23 protein-coding genes are annotated in these 25,758 nt (G+C 66.6%); 8 read left to right on the top strand and 15 right to left on the bottom strand.

The genetic code is table 11. From position 1 onward, the window contains the following. The coding region (locus tag XINFAN_RS09595) for a D-alanyl-D-alanine carboxypeptidase (protein ID WP_233352179.1) at nt 1–1,023 on the bottom strand (1,023 nt) is incomplete at its 3' end. Between the two features lie 86 nt (nt 1,024–1,109). Then, on the bottom strand, nt 1,110–2,615 hold the full coding sequence (gene betC, locus XINFAN_RS09590; RefSeq protein ID WP_124086275.1) for a choline-sulfatase: 1,506 nt from the start codon (nt 2,613–2,615) through the stop codon (nt 1,110–1,112). Between the two features lie 597 nt (nt 2,616–3,212). Between betC and XINFAN_RS09585 the strand changes: the two genes are divergently transcribed. The 4 genes from XINFAN_RS09585 to XINFAN_RS09570 are packed head-to-tail and all read left to right on the top strand — an operon-like array spanning nt 3,213 to nt 8,208. After that, complete coding sequence (locus XINFAN_RS09585; RefSeq protein WP_124086274.1) at nt 3,213–4,799, top strand: ABC transporter substrate-binding protein; 1,587 nt, start codon at nt 3,213–3,215, stop codon at nt 4,797–4,799. A gap of 10 nt (nt 4,800–4,809) precedes the next feature. Then, nucleotides 4,810–5,766 (top strand): ABC transporter permease, encoded by a 957-nt coding sequence (locus XINFAN_RS09580; RefSeq protein ID WP_124086273.1) that lies wholly within the window; start codon nt 4,810–4,812, stop codon nt 5,764–5,766. After that, nucleotides 5,763–6,578 (top strand): ABC transporter permease, encoded by an 816-nt coding sequence (locus tag XINFAN_RS09575; protein WP_124086272.1) that lies wholly within the window; start codon nt 5,763–5,765, stop codon nt 6,576–6,578. Before XINFAN_RS09580 ends, XINFAN_RS09575 begins: the two co-directional genes overlap by 4 nt. After that, nucleotides 6,571–8,208 (top strand): ABC transporter ATP-binding protein, encoded by a 1,638-nt coding sequence (locus tag XINFAN_RS09570; protein WP_124086271.1) that lies wholly within the window; start codon nt 6,571–6,573, stop codon nt 8,206–8,208. Before XINFAN_RS09575 ends, XINFAN_RS09570 begins: the two co-directional genes overlap by 8 nt. Before the next feature lie 18 nt (nt 8,209–8,226). On the opposite strand, the gene XINFAN_RS09565 is transcribed toward XINFAN_RS09570, so the two are convergent. Both XINFAN_RS09565 and XINFAN_RS09560 read right to left on the bottom strand, forming a co-directional pair. Continuing rightward, a complete protein-coding gene (locus XINFAN_RS09565; protein WP_124086270.1) occupies nt 8,227–8,973 on the bottom strand; it encodes a class II aldolase and adducin N-terminal domain-containing protein in 747 nt (248 codons plus the stop codon). Continuing rightward, nucleotides 8,970–9,881 carry an alpha/beta hydrolase gene (locus XINFAN_RS09560; protein WP_124086269.1) on the bottom strand — a complete coding sequence of 304 codons (912 nt, stop codon included), beginning with the start codon at nt 9,879–9,881 and terminating at the stop codon, nt 8,970–8,972. Before XINFAN_RS09560 ends, XINFAN_RS09565 begins: the two co-directional genes overlap by 4 nt. A gap of 156 nt (nt 9,882–10,037) precedes the next feature. On the opposite strand from XINFAN_RS09560, the gene XINFAN_RS09555 reads away from it, so the two are divergent. After that, nucleotides 10,038–10,469 carry a DNA-binding transcriptional response regulator gene (locus tag XINFAN_RS09555; RefSeq protein ID WP_124086268.1) on the top strand — a complete coding sequence of 144 codons (432 nt, stop codon included), beginning with the start codon at nt 10,038–10,040 and terminating at the stop codon, nt 10,467–10,469. 83 nt (nt 10,470–10,552) lie between these two features. Here the strand turns inward: XINFAN_RS09555 and XINFAN_RS09550 are convergent, their stop codons facing one another. From XINFAN_RS09550 to ettA, 4 genes are all read right to left on the bottom strand, one after another. Further along, nucleotides 10,553–10,759: a cold-shock protein gene (locus XINFAN_RS09550; protein WP_124086267.1), complete on the bottom strand. Its 207-nt coding sequence runs from the start codon at nt 10,757–10,759 to the stop codon at nt 10,553–10,555. Between the two features lie 183 nt (nt 10,760–10,942). Further along, the gene (locus tag XINFAN_RS09545; RefSeq protein WP_124086266.1) at nt 10,943–11,140 is read right to left on the bottom strand and encodes a hypothetical protein; all 198 of its coding nucleotides are present in this window, start codon (nt 11,138–11,140) and stop codon (nt 10,943–10,945) included. A 259-nt stretch (nt 11,141–11,399) separates the two neighbouring features. After that, a complete protein-coding gene (locus XINFAN_RS09540; protein WP_124086265.1) occupies nt 11,400–12,338 on the bottom strand; it encodes an alpha/beta fold hydrolase in 939 nt (312 codons plus the stop codon). 134 nt (nt 12,339–12,472) lie between these two features. Beyond that, a complete protein-coding gene (gene ettA / locus XINFAN_RS09535; protein ID WP_124086264.1) occupies nt 12,473–14,128 on the bottom strand; it encodes an energy-dependent translational throttle protein EttA in 1,656 nt (551 codons plus the stop codon). Between the two features lie 146 nt (nt 14,129–14,274). Here ettA and XINFAN_RS09530 point away from each other — a divergent pair, with 146 nt between their 5' ends. Beyond that, complete coding sequence (locus XINFAN_RS09530) at nt 14,275–14,946, top strand: nicotinate-nucleotide adenylyltransferase (RefSeq protein WP_124086263.1); 672 nt, start codon at nt 14,275–14,277, stop codon at nt 14,944–14,946. Nucleotides 14,947–15,679: 733 nt separating this feature from the next. Here XINFAN_RS09530 and XINFAN_RS09520 read toward each other — a convergent pair. The 7 genes from XINFAN_RS09520 to bcoG form a co-directional block, all read right to left on the bottom strand. After that, nucleotides 15,680–16,483: a carnitinyl-CoA dehydratase gene (locus XINFAN_RS09520; protein ID WP_233352178.1), complete on the bottom strand. Its 804-nt coding sequence runs from the start codon at nt 16,481–16,483 to the stop codon at nt 15,680–15,682. Beyond that, entirely contained in the window at nt 16,483–18,474 is a 1,992-nt protein-coding gene (locus tag XINFAN_RS09515) for an acetate--CoA ligase family protein (RefSeq protein WP_124086262.1), read from the bottom strand. Before XINFAN_RS09515 ends, XINFAN_RS09520 begins: the two co-directional genes overlap by 1 nt. Nucleotides 18,475–18,781: 307 nt before the next feature. Next, nucleotides 18,782–19,093 (bottom strand): Rdx family protein, encoded by a 312-nt coding sequence (locus tag XINFAN_RS09510; RefSeq protein WP_124086261.1) that lies wholly within the window; start codon nt 19,091–19,093, stop codon nt 18,782–18,784. Next, nucleotides 19,094–20,257, bottom strand: coding sequence for an acyl-CoA dehydrogenase family protein (locus XINFAN_RS09505; protein WP_124086281.1), 1,164 nt, complete (start codon nt 20,255–20,257; stop codon nt 19,094–19,096). It lies immediately after the preceding gene. A 5-nt stretch (nt 20,258–20,262) separates the two neighbouring features. Beyond that, on the bottom strand, nt 20,263–21,729 hold the full coding sequence (locus XINFAN_RS09500) for a carnitine 3-dehydrogenase (RefSeq protein WP_124086260.1): 1,467 nt from the start codon (nt 21,727–21,729) through the stop codon (nt 20,263–20,265). A 39-nt stretch (nt 21,730–21,768) separates the two neighbouring features. Further along, nucleotides 21,769–22,098 (bottom strand): hypothetical protein, encoded by a 330-nt coding sequence (locus XINFAN_RS09495; protein ID WP_124086259.1) that lies wholly within the window; start codon nt 22,096–22,098, stop codon nt 21,769–21,771. Nucleotides 22,099–22,173: 75 nt separating this feature from the next. Further along, on the bottom strand, nt 22,174–23,088 hold the full coding sequence (gene bcoG, locus XINFAN_RS09490) for a 3-dehydrocarnitine:acetyl-CoA trimethylamine transferase BcoG (protein ID WP_124086258.1): 915 nt from the start codon (nt 23,086–23,088) through the stop codon (nt 22,174–22,176). Between the two features lie 72 nt (nt 23,089–23,160). On the opposite strand from bcoG, the gene XINFAN_RS09485 reads away from it, so the two are divergent. Then, nucleotides 23,161–24,156 carry a GlxA family transcriptional regulator gene (locus tag XINFAN_RS09485; RefSeq protein WP_124086257.1) on the top strand — a complete coding sequence of 332 codons (996 nt, stop codon included), beginning with the start codon at nt 23,161–23,163 and terminating at the stop codon, nt 24,154–24,156. A gap of 416 nt (nt 24,157–24,572) precedes the next feature. Further along, nucleotides 24,573–25,727, top strand: a complete 1,155-nt coding sequence (locus XINFAN_RS09480; protein ID WP_124086256.1) for a phosphoserine transaminase — start codon at nt 24,573–24,575, stop codon at nt 25,725–25,727. The last annotated feature ends 31 nt before the right edge of the window (nt 25,728–25,758 follow it).

Below are 25,758 nucleotides of genomic sequence, written 5' to 3'. Positions count from 1 at the left end.
GCCCGAGCCGCAGGCCGCCGCCGCCCCGCTGGCCGCGAGCCCCGCGCATTCGGCGGTGATATTGGTCGAAAACCGCAGCATGGCGCGCAACAGTTCCGGCAAGGCCTCGCTCTCGGCCCGGGCAAGCTCGTCGCCCGCGGGCAGGGCGGCGGCGGCCTGCGGCTCGGGCAGGGCAATCCCCTGGGCAAGCGCCAGCGTGCGGAACACTTCGGCCGAATAAAGCCCCGGCAGCCGCACCGGCAGCCAGCGCGAGCCGCCCTTGCCGAGCGCCGAGGAGGCGACCGTCCAGTCCTCGCGCGTGGCGGCGCCCTTCCAGGTGAAAAGTGGGCTTTCGCGTTTCGCGACCGCCATGCCGATCATCGAGACCCTGGGCACGAACCGCTCGCCGCGGGCATCCATGGCGATGCTCCAGTCGGCCCCCGCCTTCTTCCATTCGAAATGCACACGGTTGAAATTCAGGTTCAGCCCCGAAATCGCCGGATTGTAGCCGACGTGATCGGGCTGGTCCTCCGCGACGCGGGGCTGACAGGGCAGCGCGCCCTCCCAGAACAGGAACCGGCCGGAAACGCCCTTCACGCCCCGTTTCGCCAGCCGCGCCGCCAGATCGCCAAGCTGATCGGTCTGAAGCGTCGGATCGCCGCCGCCCGCCAGCACCAGATCGCCCTGAACGATTCCGCCGCTCAGAGGCCCGGTCGCCAGCAGCCGGGTGCTGAACCGCCGCCCCGCCCCCAGCCGTTCCATCGCGTAAAGCGCCGTCACCGCCTTGGTGACCGAAGCGGGCGGCAGGGGCGCGTTCTCTTCGCGCGCCTCAAGCACAGCGCCGGTGGCCGCATCGGCCACCACATAGCCCACCGTGCCGGAAAGCTCCGCCGCCGCGACCAGCCGCGCGGCATCGGACACATTGCCCCTGCCCGCCACCTGCCCGCGCGTCCTCGGGCGGGGCGAGCGCTCCATCACCTCGCCCCAGGCGGGCAAAGCCACGCCTGCGAGCATCGCTCCCAGCAATCCGCGTCTGGACAGCACCGGCCGATTCCCCCGTTGGTTTCGCGCTTTTTAGCCGATGCGCGGGGCGCCGCACAGATGGCCCCGCGTCACGGCGCGGTGAAGAGTCACTCGCCGCGCGGGAAGCGCTTCGATTCTTCCAGGATGTTCAGATCCATATGGTTGCGCATATAGCGCTCGGACGCCGCGCGCAGCGGCTGATGATCCCAGGGGAACCAGGCGCCGTTGCGCAAAGCCTCGTAGACCACCCAGCGGCGGGCCTGACTTTCGCGCACCTCGGCATCGTAACCCGCCAGATCCCAACGCTGGTCGGCGAGGCCCCGGAAATACGCCAGAACCCCGGCCGCGCGCGGGTCGTCCGCCAGGTTCACCCGCTCGGCGGGGTCATGCGCCAGATCGAAGAGCTGTTCGGGATCGGCGGCGCAGCGGGTGTATTTCCATGCCCCGTCGCGCAGCGCGACCAGCGGCGTGACCGAGCCCTCGGCGGCGTATTCCATCGGCACCGGCCCGCGCGCCTCGCCCGCGGCCACCGGCAAAAGGTTCACCCCGTCGGTCCAGGGCATGACCTCGCTCATGTCGATCCCCGCCAGCGCGCAAAGCGTCGGCGTCACGTCGATGGTGGAGACCGGCGTCTCGACCAGCCCCGGTGCCAGCCCCGGCGCGGCGATCATCAGCGGCACACGGGCCGCGCCCTCGAAGAAGTTCATCTTGAACCACAACCCGCGCTCGCCCAGCATGTCGCCATGGTCGGAAACGAAGAGCACGATCGCCTCCTGCCGGGTCGCTTCCAGCACGGAGAGGATCTCGCCGATCTTGTCGTCGACGTAAGAGATATTGGCGAAATAGCCCCGGCGGGCGCGGCGGATATGGTCTGGCGAAATGTCGAACGCGCGCCAGTCGCAGGCATCCATCAGCCGCTGCGAATGCGGGTCCATGAGGTCATAGGGGATCGCTTCCGGCGGCTCGCATTCCGGCGCGCCCTCATACAGATCCCAGTATTTGCGCCGCGCGACATAGGGGTCGTGCGGATGGGTGAAGCTGACGGTCAGGCACCAGGGCCGCTCGTCCTGGCCGCGCGACAGGTCGTAGATCCGCTGCACCGCCTGAAAGGCCACGTCATCGTCGTATTCCAGCTGGTTGGTGATCTCGGCCACGCCCGCGCCGGTGACCGAGCCGAGGTTGTGATACCACCAGTCGATCCGTTCGCCGGGCTTCCGGTAATCCGGGGTCCAGCCGAAATCGGCGGGGTAGATGTCGGTGGTCAGCCGCTCCTCGAAGCCGTGCATCTGATCGGGGCCGACGAAATGCATCTTGCCCGACAGCGCGGTCAGCCAGCCCGCCCGGCGCAGGTGGTGGGCATAGGTCGGAATATCGCTCGCGAATTCGGCGGCATTGTCGTAGACCCGGGTGCGGCGCGGCAGCTGCCCCGACATGAAGCTGGCCCGCGCGGGCGCGCAGAGCGGCGATCCGGTATAGCTTTGCGCGAAACGCGCCGAACGCGCCGCCAGCCGCTTCAGATTCGGCGCATGAAGGAAATCGGCGGGCCCGTCGGGGAACAGCGTCCCGTTCAGCTGGTCGACCATCAGGATCAGGATATTCGGGCGGCGGGTCATGCGGCTCTCCTGGCAAATTGCGCGCGACGGCGCGCGGGCCCGGCCCATGCGTGGCGCGGCGCCGGTTCCATCGCAAGAGGTTTTCCGGCCCCCGCCGTCATGCGCGGCGCGTTCGGCACATGAAATGTCGCTATCGGACTTCGGCTTTGTGAAATACCGTTGCTGAATGACAGCGCCACAACAAGGGACATCATGCGCCACGAAATCATCCGCACCGGATTCGTCCCGCCCCCCGGTCCCGGCCCTGTTGCCGGGCCGCTCAGTCTGGACGCGATGCGGCGAAGGGATGCGCGCGGCCTTCGGCTTCCCCCCACCCGGCGGCAGAGACAGCCTCTGCCGGAGAAGCGGAAAATCCCATACCCATCAGCATTTTACACCCTGTGGCCGGTCGCGGCCCTTGACAACACCGGCCCGCGGAACGCAAGCCTGAGACGCGCGCGGCCCGCTGTCTCCGCAGCCTGCACGAGGCCGGATCCGAAGTTTTCGCGATGAGTGCGAAAAACATTGCCCGCCGCCGCGCTTCACGCTTTTATTGACTCACTAATCAACAACAGAATCCGGTGCCACCGGAACCAGAAACCGACAGGGAGAAACCGAATGACCGACATGCTTGACTGGATGGTGAGCCGCGCGCGGCAGGGCAAGATGAGCCGCCGCGAATTCATCGGCCGCACCACGGCGATGGGCGTCTCGACCGCGCTTGCGGGCGCGCTTTACACCAAAGCGGCCCATGCCGAGCCGAAGAAGGGCGGCGTCATCCGCGCCGGTCTCGCGGGCGGCGAAAGCACCAACACGCTGGATCCGGCGCTGGCGGCCTCGGTCGTGCCGCAGGTCGGCAATGCCCATTGGGGCGAGCAGCTCGTCGACATGACCCCGGACGGCCAGGTCGAGATGCGGATCGCCGAAGAGGTCTCCTCCTCGCCCGATTCGAAGGTCTGGACCTTCAAGATCCGCCAGGGCGTGACCTTCTCGAACGGCCAGACCGTGACCGCCGAGGACGTGATGGCGACCTTCAAGCGCCACACGGATGAGAATGCGCAATCCGGCGCGCTGGGCATCGTCAAGGGCATTTCCGAGATGAAGGCCGAAGGCGACAAGCTGGAGCTGACGCTGGAATTCCCCTCGGCCGACCTTCCCTATCTGCTGACCGACTATCACCTGATCATCCAGCCCGGCGGCGGCTACGACAATCCGAATGCCGGGATCGGCGCCGGCCCCTATATCCTGGAGACTTTCGAGCCGGGCGTGCGCTACGTGCTGCAAAAGAATCCGAACTACTTCGACAGCGGCATCGGCCATGCCGACACGATCGAGGTTCTGTCGATCAACGACAACACCGCCCGCACCGCCGCGCTGCAATCGGGCCAGGTGCATATGATGAACCGGATCGACCCCAAGATCGCCGAGTTGCTGGCCGGAGCGCCCGGGGTCGAGGTGCGCCGCGCCGTGGGCCGCGGGCATTACGTCTTCATCATGCATGTCGACAAAGCGCCCTTCGACAACAACGACCTGCGCATGGCACTGAAATACGGCATCAAGCGCCAGGAGATGGTGGACAAGATCCTCGGCGGGCTCGGCTCGGTCGGCAACGACTTCCCGATCAACGCCGCCTATCCGCTGTTCGACGATTCGATCGAGCAGCGCGAATACGACGCGGCGAAGGCAAAGGAATATTACGAAAAATCCGGCCATGACGGCAGCCCGATCATGCTGCGCACCGCACCGGGCGCCTTCCCCGGCGCGGTGGATGCGGCGAACCTGTTCGCGGCCTCGGCCCAGGCGGCGGGGATTCCGCTTCAGGTCCAGCTGGAACCCGACGACGGCTACTGGTCGAACGTCTGGAACGTCGAGCCGTTCTGCGCCAGCTACTGGGGCGGCCGCCCGGTGCAGGATCAGATGTATTCCACCGCCTATCTCTCGACCGCGGAATGGAACGACACCAAATTCAAGAACGCCAAATTCGACGAGCTGCTGATGGCGGCCCGGGCCGAACTGGATCAGGACAAGCGCAAGGCGCAATATTCCGAGATGGCCCATATCGTCCGCGACGAGGGCGGCCTGATCCTGCCGATGTTCAACGAATTCGTCGCCGGCATCCGCTCGAACGAGATCGCCGGCTGGATCGACGATCCCAATGCCGAGATGATGAACTACCGCGCCCCCGCCAAGTGCTGGCTGGCCTGAGGACGGCACGGTGCATCCTATCCTGAAACTTCTGGTCCAGCGCATCGCGCTGGGCCTGCTGTTGCTTTTCGCGGTTTCCGCAGTGATCTTCCTCGGGGTCGAGGCACTGCCGGGCGATACGGCCCAGGCGATCCTCGGACAGTCTGCCACCCCGCAGGCGCTGGAGAATCTGCGCAATCAGATGGGGCTCGATCAGCCGGCTCTGACCCGTTATTTCAACTGGCTCGGCGGTGTGCTCACCGGCGATCTGGGCAAGGCCCTGACCAACGGCGTCGATATCGCCCAGGCCATCGGCCAGCGGCTCGGCAATACGCTGTTCCTGGCGGGCTGCGCCGCGCTGATCTCGGTGCCGCTGGCGCTGATCCTCGGCGCCGTGGCCGCGCGCTATGCCGGGCGCTGGCCCGACAAGCTGATCTCGGGCGTCACGCTGACCACGATCAGCCTGCCGGAATTCGTCGCCGCCTATTTCGTGATCTTCCTGCTGACCATCGTCATTCCGGTGTTCCAGCCCGTCGCCATGGTGTTCCCGGGCATGAGCTTCTGGGCGAAGCTCCAGGCCGTGGCGCTGCCGGTGATCGTTCTGGTGCTGGTGGTGCTGGCGCATATGATGCGCATGACCCGGGCCGCGATCCTGAACGTCATGCAATCGGCCTATATCGAGACGGCCGAGCTGAAGGGCCTGTCGCCGATGACGATCATCTGGAAACACGCCTTCCCCAATGCGGTGGCGCCGATCATCTCGGTGGTGGCGATCAACCTCGCCTATCTGGTGGTGGGCGTCGTGGTGGTCGAGGTGGTGTTCTCCTACAACGCGCTCGGCCAGTATCTGGTCGATCATGTGACCAAGCGCGACCTGCCGGTGGTGCAGGCCGTGGGGCTGATCTTTGCCGCCGTCTATATCGGGCTGAACATCATCGCCGATGTCACCGCGATCATCGCCAACCCGCGTCTGAGGCATCCGAAATGAGAATCCCGGTCTCCGCTCTCATCGGCATGATCCTGACCGCGGGCTTCGTGCTGGCGGCGATCTTCGCCGATATCATCGCGCCCTATCCGCTCGACGCCATCCTCGGCGGCGTGTGGGAGGCGCCTTCCGCCAAACACTGGTTCGGCACCGATTCCATCGGCCGCGACATCCTCTCGCGGCTGATCTACGGCGGGCAGATCACCATCTTCGTAGCCCTGGCGGCCTCGCTGCTGGCGTTTTCCATCGGCTCGTTCTTCGGCTTTCTCGCCGCCGTTCAGGGCGGCTGGACCGACCAGATCCTGTCGCGCGTCTGCGATCTGATGATGGCGATCCCCTCGCTGATCGTGGCGCTGGTGATGCTGTCGGTGCTGCCTCTGAACCTGACGGTGCTGATCCTGGTGATGGGGGTCCTCGATTCCACCCGGGTGTTCCGTCTGGCCCGCGCGGTCGCGATGGACATCGCCGTGATGGAATATGTCGAGGCCGCCAAGCTGCGCGGCGAGCGTCAGGGCTGGGTGATCTTCCGCGAGATCCTGCCCAATGCGCTGTCGCCGCTGGTCGCGGAGTTCGGCCTGCGCTTCATCTTCGCGGTTCTGTTCATCTCGACGCTCTCGTTCCTCGGGCTCGGCGTGCAGCCGCCCTTGGCCGACTGGGGCGGCATGGTGAAGGAAAACAAGGACGGGCTGACCTACGGCAAGGCGGCGGCGATGGTCCCGGCCTTCGCCATCGCGCTGCTGGCGATTTCCGTCAACCTGGTGGCCGACTGGGTGCTTTCGCGCACTTCCAGCCTGAAAGGAGGCCGCGGTGGCTGACAATCTGCTTCTCGACATCCGCGGCCTCGTGATCGAGGCCACCTCCTACCCGCCCGGGGAACCGCCGAAGGACGTGACGCTGGTTCACGGCGTCGATGTGCAACTGGAAAAGGGCAAGGTGCTGGGGCTGATCGGCGAATCCGGCGCCGGGAAATCCACCATCGGCCTGTCCGCCATGTCCTACGGGCGCGGCGGCGTGCGGCTGACCGGCGGAGAGATTCTGCTCAACGGGCGCGACATCCGCCCCGCGGCGGCGTGGCAGCTGCGCCGGTTGCGCGGGCGCGAGGTGACTTACGTCTCGCAATCGGCGGCGGCCTCGTTCAACCCGTCGAAACGGCTGATGGAACAGGTGATCGAGACCTGCCTGTCGCATGGCGTGATGACCCGCCCCGAGGCCGAGAGCCGCGCGGTCGGGCTGTTTCGCAAGCTGGGCCTGCCGAACCCGGAAACCTTCGGCAACCGCTATCCGCATCAGGTCTCGGGCGGGCAGTTGCAGCGCGCCATGACCGCGATGGCGCTTTGCCCGAAGCCCGATCTGGTGATCTTCGACGAGCCGACGACCGCGCTGGACGTGACCACCCAGATCGACGTTCTCGCGGCAATCAAAGAGGCGATCCGCGACACCGGCGTGGCCGCGCTCTACATCACCCACGACCTGGCCGTCGTGGCCCAGGTCGCCGATGAGATCATGGTGCTGCGCCATGGCCGCAAGGTGGAACACGGCACCACCGACCAGATCATCAACCACCCGCGCGAGGATTACACGAAGGCGCTGGTCTCGGTGCGCAGTCTGGAACATGCCGAAAAGCCCGAGGCAGCGCCGATCCTGCGCATCGAGAACGTCACCGCACGCTATCGCGGCACCACATTCGACGTGCTGAAGAACATCTCGCTCGGGCTGCCTCCCGGGCAGACGCTGGCGGTGGTGGGGGAAAGCGGCTCGGGGAAATCGACGCTGGCCCGCGCGATCACCGGGCTCTTGCCGCCCACGAAAGGGCGGATCAGTTTCGACGGCCGCCCGCTTTCCGCCGCCTTCCGCGGCCGCACCCGCCAGGATCTGCGCGAGATCCAGATGATCTATCAGATGGCCGATACCGCGATGAATCCGCGCCAGACGGTGCGCACCATGATCGGCCGGCCGCTGGAGTTCTACTTCGGCATGAAGGGGCGCGAGCGCGACCTCCGCGTCCAGGAGCTGCTCGACCAGATCGAGATGGGCAAGGGCTTTGCCGACCGCTACCCGGCCGAGCTTTCGGGCGGGCAGAAGCAGCGGGTCTGCATCGCCCGCGCGCTGGCGGCGCAGCCGAAGCTGATCATCTGCGACGAGGTGACATCGGCGCTCGACCCGCTGGTGGCGGACGGGATCCTCAAGCTCTTGCTGAACCTCCAGGCCGAGACGCAGATGGCCTATCTGTTCATCACCCACGATCTAGCGACGGTGCGCGCCATCGCCGATAAGATCGCGGTGATGTATAAGGGCGAGGTGGTCCGCTACGGCCAGAAAAGCGACGTTCTGGCCCCGCCGTTCGACGATTACACCGACCTTCTCCTGTCCTCGGTGCCCGAGATGCAGCTCGGCTGGCTGGAGAATGTGCTGGAACACCGCCGGATGGCCAGCGCGGGGAACTGATCCCCGCGCCAGCCTGCCTCAGGCGGAGTAATCGGCTTCCTCGCGGTCGAGGATCGCGCGGATCTCGGCCAGATGCGCCTCGGCGAAACCGGGGTAATCCTCCCATTCGCGGGCGGTCTTTTCCGCCACTGCCCCGGGCATCACCCGCAGGGGCCGCCCGGTGGAAAGCGCGCGGATATAGGTCTCGGCGGCGCGCTCGAAATAATAGAGCCGGTTGAACGCCTCGGCCACGCTGCGCCCGATCACCAGAACGCCGTGGTTGCCCATCACCAGGGTGTGGGTCTTCGGGTCGGCCAGCAGCGTCGCGCAGCGCTCGGCCTCTTCGCCAAGCGCCATGCCGCCGTAATGGTCGTCAACCACGTGGCGGTTGTGGAACATCGCCGAATTCTGGTCGATCGCCGGCAGATGGCTGTCGGCCAGCGCGGCCAGCACCGTGGCATGGACCGAATGCACATGCATCACGCAGACCGCATGCGGGCAGGCGCGGTGGATCGCCCCATGCAGCCCCCAGGCGGTGGGGTCGGGCGCATCGGGGCGGCTCATCGTATCGGGGTCATTCGCGTCGATCTCGACCAGCGACGAGGCGGTGATGCGCGAGAAATGCCGCCCGTTCGGGTTGATCAGAAAGCGCGAGCCCTCGGGGTTGACCGCCAGCGAGAAATGGTTGGCCACCGCCTCGTGCATGTTCAGCCGCACCGTCCAGCGAAAGGCAGCGGCCAGGTCGCAACGCAGGGCCTGATGGGTCAGATTGGCGTGCTGGTTCATGGGTTTACCTCCGTGTAAGGCCATTCGCTTCGCGCGAAGGCGGCGATGGTGTCTGTTATGCGTTGGAAACTTTGCGCCGCGCGCGGCGCCGAATGGCGCGCGCGCAGCCAGCCATGGACAAGGCCGGCATCCGTCACCGCCCTTGCCCTTCCCCCGGCGGCACGGATGCGCGCCGCGTAATCCGTGGCATCATCGGCCAACGGATCGCATTCCGCCGCCACGGCCAAAGTCATCGGCAGGCCGGTGAAATCCCCGTCATCCAGCGGCAAAGCGGTGGGGTCGCCCTTTGCCGCGCCGCGAATGCCCGCGTAATACGCCACATCGGCCCGCGTCAGCATCGGCGCATCGGCATGGGTGACATAGCTGCCCCGCCCGGTATCGCCGCCGAGGAGAGGATAGATCAGCACCTGGCCGAGGATGCGCGGATCGCGCAGCACATGGCAGGCAGCGGCCGCGAGACAGCCCCCCGCGCTGTCCCCCGCCAGCACCAGCCGACCGGGCAGCGCCCCGATCACCGCGAGAACATCTTCCAGCGCCGCCGGATGCGGATGCTCCGGCGCCAGCCGGTAATCCACCGCCACCACCTCAAGCCCGGTCCGGTCGCAGATCCCGGCGCAGATGTCGTCATGACTGTCCAGCCCGCCGACCACGAAGCCGCCGCCATGGCAGTAAACCACGCGAGGGCCCGCGCCCGCGAAGATCCGGCAGGAGACGCCGCCGACGGCCTCGTCGCGGACATGCAGCCCGGGCGGGCGCGGCTGTGCGAAGGCCGCACACATCCGGCCGTAGATCCGGCGCTGTTCCTCCACCGGAAAGGACGCGGTTTCAGGAGGGTAAAAGCTCTCCGTCCTGCGGATGAAAGCCCGGGTCGGGGCGTCGATCAGACTGGCGTAATCCGGCGCGGTCATGCGGCCCTCCTCGCGGCAGTCTGCGCCATTCGCGGCCCTGCTTCAACCGGGCGGAATTAAGGCAAAAAAGTCGCGGAAATTCCTGAATTAACCCTCAGAAACAACCCAATTCTCCGCGAAATTCGGCGTCACGGCATGGAAAATGCGGGGGCTATCATGCAGATTTCTCATTCTTTCGACCAGGATTTCGCGCTGCCGGTGGGCGGCGCGGTGCGGGTGCTTCTGATCACCGGCGCATCCGATGATCCGCTGGCCATCCGGCTGCGCGCCCTGGGCGGGCTGGTCGATGTCGAGACCGAACTTTACGCCGCACTGTCGGAACTGATCGACGATCCCTCGGGCTACGGCCTCGTGGTGATCGACTGCGACCGGATCGGCGGCGCGGAAAGCGGCGAGGCCGCGATCAGAACGCTGAAGGCGGTCGATTCGCGGGTGCCGCTGATCATGATCAGCGAAAGCCATGCCGCCCACAGCTTCCCCGAGGACCGCGGCACCGCAATCCGTCTGCGCGCGCCGGTTTCGGTCGTGGGTCTGCGGGTCGGCTACGAACACGCTTTGCGCGACCGGATGATCTGGAATGCGGCCTGACCGCATCTCCGGCACCTGCCCCCGGCAATGAAAAGAGGCGGCCCCTTGCGAGGCCGCCTCTTTCGCATTCCGTCCCGCGTGGCTCAGGCCAGCGAGAGATTCGTCGCCGATTCCCGGCCGTCGCGGCTGGTTTCGATGTCGAAGGTCACCGGCTGGCCGTCCTTCAGGCTGCGCAGCCCGGCGCGCTCCAGCGCGGTGATGTGAACGAACACGTCTTTTTTGCCGCCCTCGGGGGCGATGAAACCGTAGCCCTTGGTTTCGTTAAACCATTTCACGGTGCCCTTGGCCATCGTGAGTCTCCTGATCGTTTTTTCCGCCCGCGTTATGCGGCGGCCCGGCGCAGTCAGTCTGGTTCGAGGACTGCGGCCGGATCACGGAGACAGGTCGAAAGAAGATAACGTCGCAGAATCTTTTATGCCTGAATATTGGGGTTCTGGCAAGGTTTTGGCCATGAGGCCCGGATTCGGGCCGGATCAGGCCCGGGCGGTCCCTTGCCGGGACCCCGCCGGGGCGCGCGACATCAGCGCCGTCAGCCCGATCAGCGCCAGCGCGGCAAGCCCCGTGCCCCACCATACCGACAGTGCCATCACAAGACCCGACCCAAGCAGAAACGAGACGAGAGCGGCAAAAAACCCGAACAGGCTTGCGGCAAGCACCACGATGATCGCCATGTCATGTCTCCTTCTCTTTCACCTTTGTTTCATTGGAAACCGGGCGAAAATAAGACGGGGTGAAGGCCATCCCGCGAAACTTCTTATCGCCCGCCCGCCCCTCCGGGAACGCGGGCGGGCACGGCTCAGAACACATCCAACAGATAGAGCACGATGATGATCGGGATCGGGATTCCGATCAGCCAGGCGGCGATACCTCTCATGACTTTTCCTTTCGCGACGGTGATGCGCTTTGGGAATCAACACCGCAAAGGGGCGATCAGTTCCCTTCGGGCGCCGCGCGGCATTCCTCGCCCTGCCAGCGGCCTGCGAGAAAATCCCCGGCCCGTCCAAGGATTCGCGGATGGGTGGTCATCAGAAGATGGCCGCCGCCGGGCAGCACGCAAAGCGTGGCGCCGGTTTCACGCGCCAGCGCCGCAACGCCTGCGACAGGAAACACCGGATCCCTGCCGCCATGCAGGAACAGGATCGCCGCCCCCGAAGTCCTGGCCGCGGGCGAGAGCCGCCAGCCCAGCAGATCGCGGGTATGGGCGCGGCCCAGCCCCTTCACCGGCAGGATCAGGTTCTTGCGGTCGCGCGCGGCCTGGGCCTCGGCCTTGCGCCGGATCGCCGGGTCGCGGCGCCAGCCATAGCCGTAAAGCAGCGTCTTGTAATATTCGCCCCAGACCGTGCGCGCCTCCAGGCTGCCGGTGGCCAGCACCGCCGCCGCCAGCGCCAGCGAGCCGCGCAGGGCCGAATCGTAGGCGCCGGGAACAGGCGTCGCGCCCGACAGGATCACCACCCGCAGCTTGCGCCCGGGCCCGATCCGTCCCGCCGCCTCCAGCGCGATGGCGCCGCCGGTCGAGAAAGCGAGGATTTCGAGCTCTGCCCCCGGATGGCGCGCCGCATGATCCGCGATCTCCTGCGCCACCCGCGCGATCCGCATCGGCGGATCGACCGGCTGGTCCTGGAGCCCGGGAAAGCGGTATTCCATCACCAGATGATCCGGCCCCGCCGCCGCGCGCAAAGGCCCGAAAATGCGCGAGGTCGAAAGCGCGCCCGGCAGCAGATAGGTGATCCGGCGCGGCGCGGCTTGCGGCCCGGCAACCGGATGGACCGAAGGCACCGCCGCCACGGGCAGATCGCGCGGGCCGCAACCCGCCAGCAGCCCGAAAACGGCAAGCACCGCGATCAGGCGATGGATGATCCGAACCGTCACGCTCTGCCTCCACAACAACCGGCGCCATTTCAAGCGATGCTGCGGGAGTTCAGCAAGTAAACAGTTCTTTGCCCCCGGATTATGAAAAAGCGCGCCCCGGAGACCGGGACGCGCCCAAGCTCATCAGGCCGGTTTCAGCGGCTGAACTTCTTGTATTTCACCCGTTTCGGCTCGACCGCATCCGGGCCGAGGCGGCGGATCTTGTCCTGCTCGTAATCCTCGAAGTTGCCCTCGAAGAATTCGACATGGGCATCGCCCTCGAAGGCCAGGATATGGGTGCAGAGCCGGTCGAGGAAGAAACGGTCGTGCGAGATGATCACCGCGCAGCCCGCGAATTCCTCGATCGCGGCCTCAAGCGCCTGAAGCGTCTCCACGTCCAGATCGTTGGTCGGCTCGTCGAGCAGCAGCACGTTGCCGCCCGATTTCAGCAGCTTGGCCATGTGGACGCGGTTGCGTTCGCCGCCCGACAGGATGCCCACCTTCTTTTGCTGGTCCGAGCCCTTGAAGTTGAAGGCCGAGCAATAGGCGCGGCTGTTCACCTCGGCATCGCCCAGTACCACGATGTCGAGCGAATCCGAGATTTCCTCCCAGACATTCTTGTTCGGGTCGAGCGAATCGCGCGACTGGTCGACATAGGAAAGCTGCACCGTATCGCCCAGGGTGATGGTGCCGCTGTCGGGCTGTTCGTTGCCGATGATCATCTTCATCAGCGTCGATTTCCCGGCGCCGTTCGGGCCGATCACCCCGACGATCCCGCCCGGCGGCAGGGTGAAGCTGAGGTTCTCGATCAGCTGCTTGTCCCCCATCGCCTTCGAGACATTCTCGAACTCGATGACCTTCGAGCCGAGGCGCGGCCCGTGCGGGATGATGATCTGCGCACGGCCGACCAGTTCCTTGACCGATTCGTCGGCCATCTTCTCATAGGCGCTGATCCGGGCCTTGGACTTGGCCTGGCGGGCCTTGGCGCCCGCACGGATCCATTCCAGTTCCTTTTCCAGCACCTTCTGCTTGGCCTTGTCCTCGCGCGCCTCTTGCGCCACCCGTTTGGCCTTGGCCTCCAGCCAGGAGGAATAATTGCCCTCATGCGGCAGACCGCGGCCGCGCTCCAGCTCCAGGATCCAGGTGGTGATGTCGTCGAGGAAATAGCGGTCGTGGGTCACGGTCAGGATCGTGCCCTTGTAGTCGATCAGATGCTTTTGCAGCCAGGCGATGGTCTCGGCGTCGAGGTGGTTGGTCGGCTCGTCCAGGAGCAGCATGTCGGGCGCTTCGAGCAAGAGCTTGCAAAGCGCGACCCGGCGGCGCTCCCCGCCCGAAAGCGTGCTGACATCGGCCTCGTCGGGCGGACAGCGCAGAGCCTCCATCGCGATATCGACCTGGCTGTCGAGATCCCACAGGTTCTCGGCGTCGATTTCGTCCTGGAGGCGCGACATCTCGTCGGCGGTCTCGTCCGAGTAGTTCATCGCCAGTTCGTTGTAACGGTCGAGCTTGGCCTGTTTGGCCTTCACCCCCTCCATCACATTGCCGCGCACATTGAGCTGTTCGTCGAGCTGCGGCTCCTGCGGCAGATAGCCGACGGTGGCGCCTTTCGCGGCCCAGGCCTCGCCCGAGAAATCCTTGTCCCAGCCCGCCATGACGCGCAGCAGGGTGGATTTCCCGGCGCCGTTGACGCCGACCACGCCGATCTTGACCCCGGGCAGGAAGTTCAGGCGGATGTTCTCGAACACCTTCTTGCCGCCGGGGTAGGTCTTGGACACGCCGTCCATGTGATAGACATATTGATACGAGGCCATGGCCCTTGCTCCGTGCATGCGGGATTTGCACCGCATGTAACGGGCGCAGGCGCGGTCTGCAATGTCTGTGGCCGGTTTCGCCCTTGACAGCCGGGCCGCAGGCGCCCTGTAACCGGGGGAACGCGACAGGAGGGGAGGCCCGAAACATGCGGCAGGGTTTCCCGCCGGCGCTGCCGGGGATGGTGATCGGCCTGTTGGGCGGCTCGTTCGATCCGGCGCATGAGGGTCATGTCCATATCACCCGCGAGGCGCTGAAACGCATGGGGCTCGACCGGGTCTGGTGGCTGATAAGCCCCGGCAACCCGCTGAAAGCCCGCCAGCCCGCGCCGCTGGCCGCGCGCATGGCCCGTGCGAAGGCGCTGATGCGGCACCCGAAAGTCGCGGTGACAGATCTCGAATCGCGGCTCGGCACCCGCTACACCGCCGACACGATCACGCGGCTGAAGGCGCTTTACCCGGGCGTGACCTTCGTCTGGCTGATGGGCGCCGACAATCTGGCGGGGTTCCACAGATGGGACCGCTGGCGCGCGATCATGGAAAGCGTGCCGGTGGGGGTGCTCGCGCGCCCCGGCGCGGGTCTTCGCGCCCGGCTCTCGCCCGCGGCGCAGATCTACGCCGGCCATTCGGTCGGCCGCGGCGAGAACCTCGCGCGGATGCGGCCCCCGGCCTGGGTCTTCGTCAACGTGCCGATGAACGACGCATCCTCAAGCGAGATCCGCGCCCGCGGCGGCTGGCGCAACGGCGAAGGGGGGCCGTCTGCCCCCCAGGGTGCCGCAAGCGGCCCCCTCCCCCCGAGGATATTTTCAGACAGAAAATAGGAACACCCCGTCCCGGGAGTCGGAACGAGGTGCCATTTCCTGCCACGGCCATCGGCGTCCCCGCCTGTTCCGTGGAATCACTATCGCCCGCAGGGGTGAAGACAGGGTTAACCGTGACCTGCCCGCTGCTCATTTTCTGTCTCTAAATATCCCCGCCGGAGGCCCGCCCTTGCGGGGGGCTCGATGCCCCCCTGCAAGGGCGCTGGCCACCGATCACATAGCGCGGCTTGTGGCGCACCGGGAAAGAGACCGAGCGCGCGATGAAGCAAGCCTTGCCGATCCGGTGATGCAACGCCTCCGCCGGCGCCGGAGCGGTCGACTTCGCCCCGGCACGGGGGATCGTCCTCGTAGCCCGTCACCACGATGCCGTTCCCGGCCGCGTGATGCAGGAACCAAAACATATGGCAGGTGGCGAGAGGCACAGCTCCCCGGCTTTGCCGGATCACCGCCCTGAAGCGGATCCTTCGGGCAGGAAACCACCGGCTTCCCCGGCTCTGCGATCTCCCAGGACCGGTCACAGCCGCACCCGGGCCCACAGACGAGGTGCAGTCATGCGCCGTCCGCACCGCGGCGAACAAGGTCGTCGAACTGTGTAACTTCAGCGCCGCGGGCGAGGCCGCGCAGTTGCGGAAAACAAGCCACATCCAGCGGCTCTCCTTCCGGCCGCGCATGATCCTGGCCGGAGCGCGTTCATCGGTCGCCGCATCCGTCGCACGGAGCCGCGACCGATCCATCAGCGCCCTTTCCAGACCGGATCGCGCTTTTCGGCGAAGGCGCGGGCGCCTTCCAGCTGATCCTCGGACGAATAAAGCCGGTCCACCGTCGCCAGCTGCCGTTTGGTGATCCGGTTCAGCGCGTCCTGGAAGCGCATGTTTTCGGCCTCGCGCACCACTTCCTTGATCGCGGCATAGACCAGCGGCGGACCGCTCTCCAGCAGACGCGCCAGATCCCAGGCCTTCGCAAGCAGGTCTTCGGGCTGGCAGATCTCCTTGATCAGCCCCCAGCGGAACGCCTCTTCCGCGTCGAACCAGCGCCCGGTCAGCAGAAGGTCCATCGCGGCATGGTAGGGGATGCGCTTCGGCAGCTTGACCGAGGCTGCATCGGCCACCGTGCCGGACCTGATCTCGGGCAAAGCGAAAGTCGCATTGGTCGAGCACAGGATCAGATCGGCCGAGATCGCCAGTTCCAGCCCGCCGCCGCAGCAGATGCCCTGCACCGCGGCGATCACCGGCTTGTTCAGGTTCGGCAGTTCCTGCAAGCCGCCGAAGCCGCCGAAGCCGTAATCGCCGTCGACCGCATCGCCATCGGCCGCCGCCTTCAGATCCCAGCCCGGGCAGAAGAATTTCTCGCCCTCGGATCGCAGGATCGCCACCCGCAGGCTGTCGTCGTCGCGGAAATCGCGGAACACCAGACCCATGATCCGCGAGGTCGCGAGGTCGATCGCATTGGCCTTGGGCCGGTCCAGCGTGACCTCCAGGATCGCCCCCTCGCGCCGGGTTCTGATCGGCCCATCGGTCCGCATCTGCATTTCCGCCATCATATCCTCCTGATCAGCGCATCCACCGCCACCGCGCCGTCCTCGCGCAACAGAAGCGGGTTGATTTCGATTTCCTCGATGCCGTCGTCCGCCGCCATCAGCGCACCGAGCCGCACCGCAACCGCCGCCAGCGCCCCGGTGTCGGCCTTCGCCCGCCCGCGGTAGCCGTCGAGCAGCGGCCAGAGCCGCAGCCGGCGCAGCGCCGCCAGCACCCCGGCCTCATCCACCGGCCAGACCAAAGTCACCGTATCGGCCAGCACCTCGGCGGTGACGCCACCCATGCCCAGCGTCAGCGTGATCCCATAGACCGGATCGCGGCGCAGCCCGAGCAGCGCCTCGGCGACGATCCCGGTGACCATTTCCTCGGCCAGATAGCCGCTGGCGCCCGGCATCTCGGCCTCGCCCTCCAGCGAGGCAAGCCCGAGCCGCACCGCACCGGCCTCGGTCTTATGCGCGAAACCCAGCCCCTTGAGCGCGAGCGGCGCGCTCAGCCCCTTCGCCGCCTCGGCCACTTCGGCAAGCGTCGGCGCCGAGACCGCGCGCGGCACCGCCACCCCGGCGGCAGAGAGCAGCGCCTTGCCCTCGGCCTCGCTCAGCAACTGCGTCTCACGCGAGGGCAGCGCGGGCAGGGGCTCCCAGCCGGGCTCACCGGCCGACACCTGAGCCGCGCGGATCGCCGCGAGGGCGGTCTCGAAGCCCAGAAGCGTGCAGATCCCCTGATCCATCAGCCGGATCACCCGCTCCTCGCCGAAATTCTCCTCCATCGAGGCGACCGGGAAGGCAGGTTTGCCGGTGATCTTCTGCGCCGCGACAATGGCGTCGAGCGCGGGATAATAGCTCGACGGATCGCAGCGGTCGTCGCGCGGGATGTCGAAGATGTAGAGCCCGGCGTCGTAGGCGTCGAGCATCCCGGCGAAGACCTCGGTGGTCTTTTCCAGATCGCCCCAGATGAAGGTGTTGTAATCCAAAGGGTTGGCGATGGTGACGATCGGGCCGAGCGTCTGCGCCAGCCGCGCCCGCGTGGGCTCCGGCACCGGCGGGAAGTCAAGCCCGAAGGGCGCCGCCAGATCCGCCGCCAGCCCCGCCTCGCCTCCCGAACAGGACAGCGAACAGAGCCGCGTTCCCAGCCCCGTGCCATGGACATGCAGGATCTTCAGCGTCTCGATCAGTTGCGCCGGGCTGTCCACCTCGGCCACGCCGAGCTGACGCAGGAAGGCCGAGGACGCCGCACCGCCGCCCGCGAGCGAAGCGGTATGTGAGGCGGCGGCGGTGCGCGACAGTTCGGTCTTGCCGGATTTGATCGCGACGATGCCCTTGCCCGCCGCCCGCGCCGCATGGGCGAGCCGGGCGAAGGCGGGGGCGTCGTCGATCCCCTCGATATACATGCCGATGGCGGTGACACGCGGATCGTCGAGCAGCGCGCCCGCCAGCTCCGCCAGCCCGACCACGGCGGCATTGCCGAGACAGGCGACATAGGCCACCGGCAGGCCGCGCTTCTGCATCCCGAGATTGATCACCACATTCGAGGACTGGCTGAGGAGCGCCACGCCCCTTTCCACGCGCGCACCGCCATGCTGATCGGGCCAGAGTAGCGCGCCATCGAGGTAATTGATCACCCCGTAGCAATTCGGCCCGAGGATCGGCATCCCGCCCGCCGCCTCAACCAGCTTCGCCTGGAGTTCGGGTGCCCCCGCCTCGGTCCAGCCGGCGGCGAAACAGATCGCGCCGCCCGCCCCGATCCGCGCGAGTTCGGCGACCACCTCGACGGTGGCGAAACGGTTCACCCCGATGAACACCGCATCCGGCGGCTCGGGCAGATCGGCGAGCGAGGCGTAAGCCTTCAACCCACCGATCTCGGTTTTCGTCGGATGCACCGGCCAGACTTCTCCCTGGAAGCCCATCTTGCGGGTCTGTTCGATGACGTTGAGCGCCCATCCGGCGCCGAGAACGGCGATATGGCGGGGGCGAAGCAGACGGTCGAGGCGGCTCATACCCGGCCTCCGCGCCTCTGGCCGATGTGGAGGGGGGCTGTCTGCCCCCCACGCGCGCTGAAGCGCGCTCCCCCCGAGGATATTTTCAGACAGAAAATAGGAACACCTCGCCCCGGAGACCGGAACGAGGTGCCATTTCCTGCCACGGTCATAGGCGTCCCCGCCTGCACCGTGGAGACAGTATCGCTTTCAGGGGTAAAGACGCAGTTAACCGGGATCTGCACGCTGCTCATTTTCTGTCTCTAAATATCCTCGGGGGGAGGCGCCGCCTGGCGGCGCCGCGGGGGGCAGACGCCCCCCGGCCTTGTCAGCCCTCGGGCCCTCCGGGCAGATCGCGCGCCCGGTCCACATGCCCCAGATCGCGCCCGGGCCAGACCCGGTCCCGCACGATCTGCTTTAGCTGTTTCGCATCCGGGAAGCCACCGCGCTCCTTGCGGTCCCAGACCGGCTCGCCATCCACCTCGATGCGGAACAACCCGCCGGTCGCGGGAACCAGCGTCACACTCCCGAGGTCCTGGCCGAAGGTCGAGAGCAGTTCCTGCGCCATCCAGGCGCTGCGCAACAGCCAGTTGCATTGCGTGCAATAGGTGATGCGGATCTGCGGCCGGACGGGCTCCATTCAGCCCCCCACCGCGCGCAGAAGTTCGCGCGAGATGATGTGCCGCTGGATCTCGGAGGTGCCCTCCCAGATCCGTTCCACCCGGGCGTCGCGCCAGATCCGTTCCAGCGGCAGCTCGTCCATCAGCCCCATGCCGCCGTGGATCTGGATCGCCTCGTCGGCGATCATCGCCAGCACCTCGGTCGCCTTCAGCTTGGCCATCGACATATCGGCCTCGCTCACCGTGCCCTGGTCGTATTTCCAGGCTGCCTCGCGGGTCAGCAGTTCCGCCGCCTTCAGCTCCATCGCCATATCGGCGAGCTTGAAGCTGATGCCCTGGAACTTGCCGATCTGCTGGCCGAACTGCTTCCTTTCCGCCGAGTAGCTGATCGCATGCGACAGCGCCCGCTCCGCCCGCCCGAGACAGGTCGAGGCCACCTGGAGCCGCGTCGCCCCCAGCCAGGAATTCGCCACCTCAAAGCCCTTGTGGGCCTCGCCCAGCACCTGGCGCTTGTTCACCCGGCAATCGTCGAATTCCAGCACCGCATTGGTGTAGCCGCGGTGCGAGACGTTGCGGTAGCCCTCGCGCACGGTGAAGCCCGGGGTGCCCTTGTCGACGAAAAAGGCGGTGATGCGCTTTTTCGGGCCGCGGGGTGTGTCTTCCTCGCCGGTCGCCATGAAGACGATGGCGAAGCCCGCCAGATCGGCATGGCTGATGAAATGTTTGGTGCCGTTCAGGATCCAGTCGTCGCCATCCTCGCGCGCCGAGGCCTTCATCCCGCGCAGATCCGACCCGGCCCCCGGCTCGGTCATCGCAAGACAATCCCAGGTCTCGCCGCGAATACACGGCATCAGATATTTCTCGCGCTGCTCGTCGTTCCCGGCCAGCAGGATGTTCGAGGGTCGCGCGACGCAGGTCCAGTGAAGCGCGTAATTCGCCCGGCCGAGCTCCTTTTCGTAAAGCAGCCAGGACAGGGTATCGAGCCCGGCGCCGCCCACTTCGGCCGGCATGTTCGCGGCGTAAAGCCCGGCGGCGATGGCCTTGGCCTGGATCTCGCGGATCAGCTCCAGCGGCAGCACGCCCGAGCGCTCGACCTCGGCCTCATGCGGGTAAAGCTCGTTCTCGACGAAGGCGCGCGTCGTCTCGACGATCATCTGTTGTTCTTCGTTCAGCCCGAAATCCACCCTGCTCACTCCTTTTTCTGGCCGATGGCGCGGCCGGCGCCTTCGGGCAGCGGCAGGCCGGCCTGGGCGTCGGTGATCGCCCGCAGCTTCGCGTAAACCTCGGGCGCGGCGGGCACAGATTTCCCGGCCTTCATGTCGACATGCAGGTAGAACTGCTCGATCGTGGCGACACATTCCTCGCCCTTCATGATCCGCACGAAGGACCGGAACCGCTTCTCATCGGCCGAGAGGATCTGGATCGTGCCGGTCAGCCGGTCGCCCAGCTTCGCCTCGCTCAGATGGCGGATATGGGTCTCCGCCGAGTAATAGCTGTGGCCCGCGCCGACGTAATCCATCCCGGCGCCGATCAGCCGCAGGAAGGCGTCGATGGTCTCCGAACCCGCGAAATAATAGCGGCTTTCGGTCATATGGCCGTTGTAGTCGATCCAGCCCGGCAGCACCTGCATATGCGCCATGACAAGGGGCGCCGCTTTCGGCCCCTGGTCGGTCCCGGCGTGGAAGGCGGCCGCGCGCCGCTCGTCATGTTCGCGCAAGACCTTGCCCGCGCCCCAGTTGCGTTCCTTCAGCGCGCGCAGAAAGCCGACGAGGTTCTGGTCGCGGATCCGCTCCAGCTCGCGGATGCCGTATTGGCCCGATTGCGCATCCGACTGGCTGGCGACCAGATCGACCAGTTCCTCGTTGAACTCGGGCACGTCCATCAGTTTCGTCCAGGGCCATTTCAGCGCCGGGCCGAACTGGGCCATGAAATGCCGCATCCCGGCCTCGCCCCCGGCGATCCGATAGGTCTCGAACAGGCCCATCTGGCCCCAGCGCAGGCCAAAGCCCATGCGGATCGCCTCGTCGATCTCTTCGGTCGTGGCCACCCCGTCCTTGAGCATCCACAAAGCCTCGCGCCAGACCGCTTCGAGGAAACGGTTGCCGAGGAAGGCGTCGATCTCCTTGCGGATCACCAGCGGGAACATGCCGATGTCCTTCATGATCTGCACGGTCTTTTCGACCACTTCGGGCGGGTTCCTGTCCGAGCCCGAAACCTCGGACAGAGGCAGCAGATAGACCGGGTTGAACGGATGCGCGACGATGATGTTCTCCGGCGCGGGCGAGCCCTGTTGCAGGTCGCTCGCCTTGAAGCCGCTGGTCGAGGAGCCGATCAGCACCCCCGGATTGGCCTGCTGCAACTGCGCATAGACCTTGTGCTTCAGCTCGATCCGCTCGGAAACGCTCTCCTGGACGTATTCCGCCCCCTCGACCGCCTCGCCCAGCGTTCCGGCGAAACTCAGCCTGCCCTCGGGCGGCATCGGCACGTCCGAAAGCGCCGGCAGCGCGAGACGCGCGTTCGACAAGACCGCGCTGATCTTGCGTTCCGCCTCGGGGTCGGGATCGAACACCGCCACGTCCCAGCCATTGAGCAGGAAGCGCGCGGCCCATCCGCCGCCGATGACCCCGCCCCCGATGATTGCAGCCTTGCGCGCCATATGCGCCATCCTTCCCTGTTGTCCCGCCCCCGGGGGGCGTCAATCCACGCAGATCGCCAACTGGCGCCCCTGCCCGTCCAGAAGTTCGTAGCAGCCGGACATCGGCTCCACTTTCGAGCAGGTCCGGGTGCTGGCGAGGCATACCCCCTCGCAATCCGTCGCTTTCGTGCAGACCTTCCCCGCATCCTTAAGCGGCCGGAAACAGATCTCGTCGGGCAAGAGCCCGCCGCGCCCGACCGAACCGCCCGCCGCCAGACATTCCGCCCGCTCCGCAGGCGAGAGCGTCTTGCCCTGCCTCACCCCGGGCGGCTCCTCAACGCAGCCGACCAAGGCGAAGGCCAGCGCCATACCGATCCAGATCCGTGCCATCGCCTGCCCCTTTCATCCTGACCCAAATACCCCTGCCGGAGGCACGCGCCCGGCACGGGCGCGCCCCCCGAAACCTCACTTCGCCAGCGGCGCGCGCTTTTCCAGCCCGAGCTTCGCCCGCACTTCGGCGGGCGTGATCACCCGCGCGCCGAGGTTCTCGATGATCGTCACCGCGCGTTCCACCAGTTGCGCATTGGTCGCCAGCACCCCCTTGTCGAGCCAGAGATTGTCCTCCAGCCCCACCCGCACATTGCCGCCCGCCAGCACCGCGGCGGCGACATAGGGCATCTGGTGGCGGCCCAGAGCGAAAGCTGACCAGTGCCAGTGCTTCGGCACGTTGTTCACCATCGCCATGAAGGTGTTCAGATCGTCCGGCGCCCCCCAGGGCACACCCATGCAAAGCTGCACCAGCACCGGATCGGGGATGACCCGCTCTTCGGCGAGGGTCTTCGCGAACCACAGATGGCCGGTGTCGAAGGCCTCGATCTCGATCCGCACGCCCGACTCCACCATGCGCTTCGCCATGTCGCGCAGCATGCCTGGCGTGTTGACCATCACGTAATCGGCTTCGTTGAAATTCATCGTGCCGCAGTCGAGCGTGCAGATCTCGGGCCGGCAATCGACCACATGGGCCACCCGCTCGGTCGCGCCCGCCATGTCGGATTTCTGCGACATCCGGTTCATCGTCTCGGTGCCGTCGAAGATCAGATCGCCGCCCATCCCGGCGGTCAGGTTCAGCACCACATCGGTGCCCGAATCGCGGATCCGCTCGGTCACTTCGCGATACAGCGCCGGATCGCGCGCGGGCTTGCCGGTCTCGGGGTCGCGCACATGGCAATGCACCACCGCCGCGCCCGCTTTGGCCGCGTCGATGGCACTGTTCGCGATCTGCTCGGGGCTGCGCGGCACATGGGGAGAGCGGTCCTGACTGCCGCCCGATCCGGTCACGGCACAGGTGATGAAAACCTCGCGGTTCATGGTCAGCGGCATGGGAATCTCCTCTCGTTCAGCCGCCAGATTACCCGGCTTGCAGGGCTGCGCTTTGCCGGTTACGAAATTCTCATGACGCAAAACGCAATCTTTTCACCCGTCTTCTCTCCGGCCCGCGGCCCGCTGACCATCGCGCTTCTGGTGCTGCCCCAGGCCTCGATCCTTGAGGTCGCCTCGGCGCTGGATCCTCTGAGGAACGCGAACCGCCATCTCGGAGAGGAGGCCTTCCGCTGGCGCGTGGTCTCGCCCCAGGGCGCGCCGGTGCCCCTGACCTGCGGGCTGTCGCTGCCGTCTTCCGGCCCGCCCGCCCATGCGGTCGGGGCCGATGCGCTGATCGTCATCGCGGGCTACCGGCTGGACGAAGTGGCGACCCGCCCGCTGATGAGCGATCTGCGCCGGATCGCGCCGCGTTTCGCGCTGGTGGGCGGCATCGACGCCGGGCCCTGGGTGCTGGCGCGCGCGGGCCTTCTCGACGGCTACCGCGCCACGGTGCATTGGGAGGATCTGGAGGATCTGGCCGACCGCCATCCCCGGATCGAGGTCGTCCCCGACCGTTTCGTCATCGACCGCAACCGGGTGACGATCGGCGGCGCCGCGCCGGGGCTCGATTTCATGCTGCATCTGATCCGCGCCCGCCACGGAGCGCCGCTCGCCCGCCAGGTCGCGAACAGCTTCCTGACCGAGGCCCGCGCGGGCTCGGAACCCCAGATCGCACCGCCGCGCCGCGATCCCTCGCTCGACCCGCGCGTCACCGCTGCGCTGAAACGCATGGAGGCCCGGATCGACCAGCCCGAGACTGCCAGCGCGACGGCCCGCGCCGTCGGCCTGTCGCCCCGACGGCTGGAAAGCCTGTTCCGCGCCGCGCTCGGCGCCACGCCGGCGGCCTATGCGCTGTCGCTGCGCCTGCAAGCCGCGCGGCGGATGCTGAGCGACACCGCCCATCCTTTGACCGAAGTGGCGCTGCGCACCGGCTTTTCCGGCCCGGCCACATTGTCACGCGCCTTCCGCCGCACCTTCGGCCACCCCCCGGGCGCCTTGCGCAAAAAGCGTCACGACCGGGCGGGCTGAGATCCTGATTTTTCCATCTTCGCAATAGATGCCGCTGCGGCTGCAACGACATCACGTCTCCCGGCGCGGGCGTTCGGGTTCTCGCTGTGACAGACCCATGCGGAGCCTTTCCCCGCGCAGGCGATTTGCGTGGCCCTGGGCGGCAGCCCGGACCAGTTCCGCGCCCTTGTCGGATCAAGCGAGGAGGCGCCCATCGGAATACGGCGTACCCTTCCGGGCCGTATCAGGAACACGGCTGGAACATTTTGTGCGGTTTTTTCCGTGTAGTATTTGGTTTATTCTGTCTTTTCTCTCCGGTTTCTGCAAACGGAGCCAGGTAAGTTTCTTTTTTCTTGCAGTATCTTCAGGGTGCGGGTAATCCCGGCGGTGGGACACCTCTCCCCAACGAGAGGCATTTATCTGCAAGGATACCAGATATGGCACTCACCGCCCCGGCCGCGCGCCCGGTCAATCCGCGTTTTTCTTCGGGCCCCTGCGCGAAGATCCCCGGCTTCTCCCTCGACATGCTCTCCGACGCGCCGCTTGGGCGCTCGCACCGCGCCGCGGTCGGCAAGGCGAAGCTGAAAGAGGCGATCGACCTCACCCGTGACATTCTGAACGTGCCGGCGGAGTATCGCATCGGCATCGTCCCCGCCTCGGATACCGGCGCGGTCGAGATGGCACTCTGGTCGCTGCTCGGTGCCCGCCCGGTGGAAATGCTGGCCTGGGAGAGCTTCGGCGAAGGCTGGGTCACCGATGTGGTGAAGCAGCTCAAACTCGACGCCACGGTGAGGAAGGCCCCCTATGGCGGGATCGTGGACCTCGCCACCGTCGATTTCGCGCGTGACGTGGTGTTCACCTGGAACGGCACCACCTCGGGCGTGCGGGTGCCGGACGGCGATGCGATCCCCGCCGACCGTGCAGGCCTGACGATCTGCGACGCCACCTCGGCCGCTTTCGCGATGGACCTGCCGTGGGACAAGCTCGATGTGGTGACCTTCTCCTGGCAGAAGGTGCTCGGCGGAGAGGGCGGCCATGGTGTGCTGATCCTGTCGCCGCGCGCCGTTGAGCGGCTGGAGAGTTACACTCCGGCCTGGCCGCTGCCGAAGATCTTCCGCATGACCAAGGGCGGCAAGCTGATCGAGGGCATCTTCCAGGGCGAGACGATCAACACGCCCTCAATGCTCTGCGTCGAGGATTACCTGGTCGCGCTGAAATGGGCGCAGTCCATCGGCGGGCTGCCCGCGCTGATCGCGCGGTCCGAGGCCAATGCGGCGGCGATCCGCGACTTCATCGCAGACAAGGACTGGATCGCCGATCTGGCGGCGGATCCGGCAACGGCGTCGTGCACCAGCGTCTGCCTGAAATTCACCGATCCGCGTATTACGGATGGCGCCGCCTTCGCGAAAGCCGTGGCGAAACGGCTGGAGAAGGAAGGCGTGGCGCTGGATGCGGGCGCGTATCGCGACGCGCCTCCGGGCCTGCGGATCTGGTGCGGCGCGACGGTCGAGACCGCCGACGTGCAGGCGCTGATGCCCTGGATCGAATATGCCTTCCTGGCCGGGGTCGAGGCGCTGGCGCAAGCCGCCTGATCCCTTTTTAAACCGCTCATCGGCCCTCACG

The organism is Pseudogemmobacter humi, assembly GCF_900609055.1.
GTDB classification, from domain to species: Bacteria; Pseudomonadota; Alphaproteobacteria; order Rhodobacterales; family Rhodobacteraceae; genus Pseudogemmobacter; species Pseudogemmobacter humi.
The sequence above is the reverse complement of the archived record's forward strand: the minus strand, read 5'-3'. Positions and strand labels throughout refer to the sequence as shown.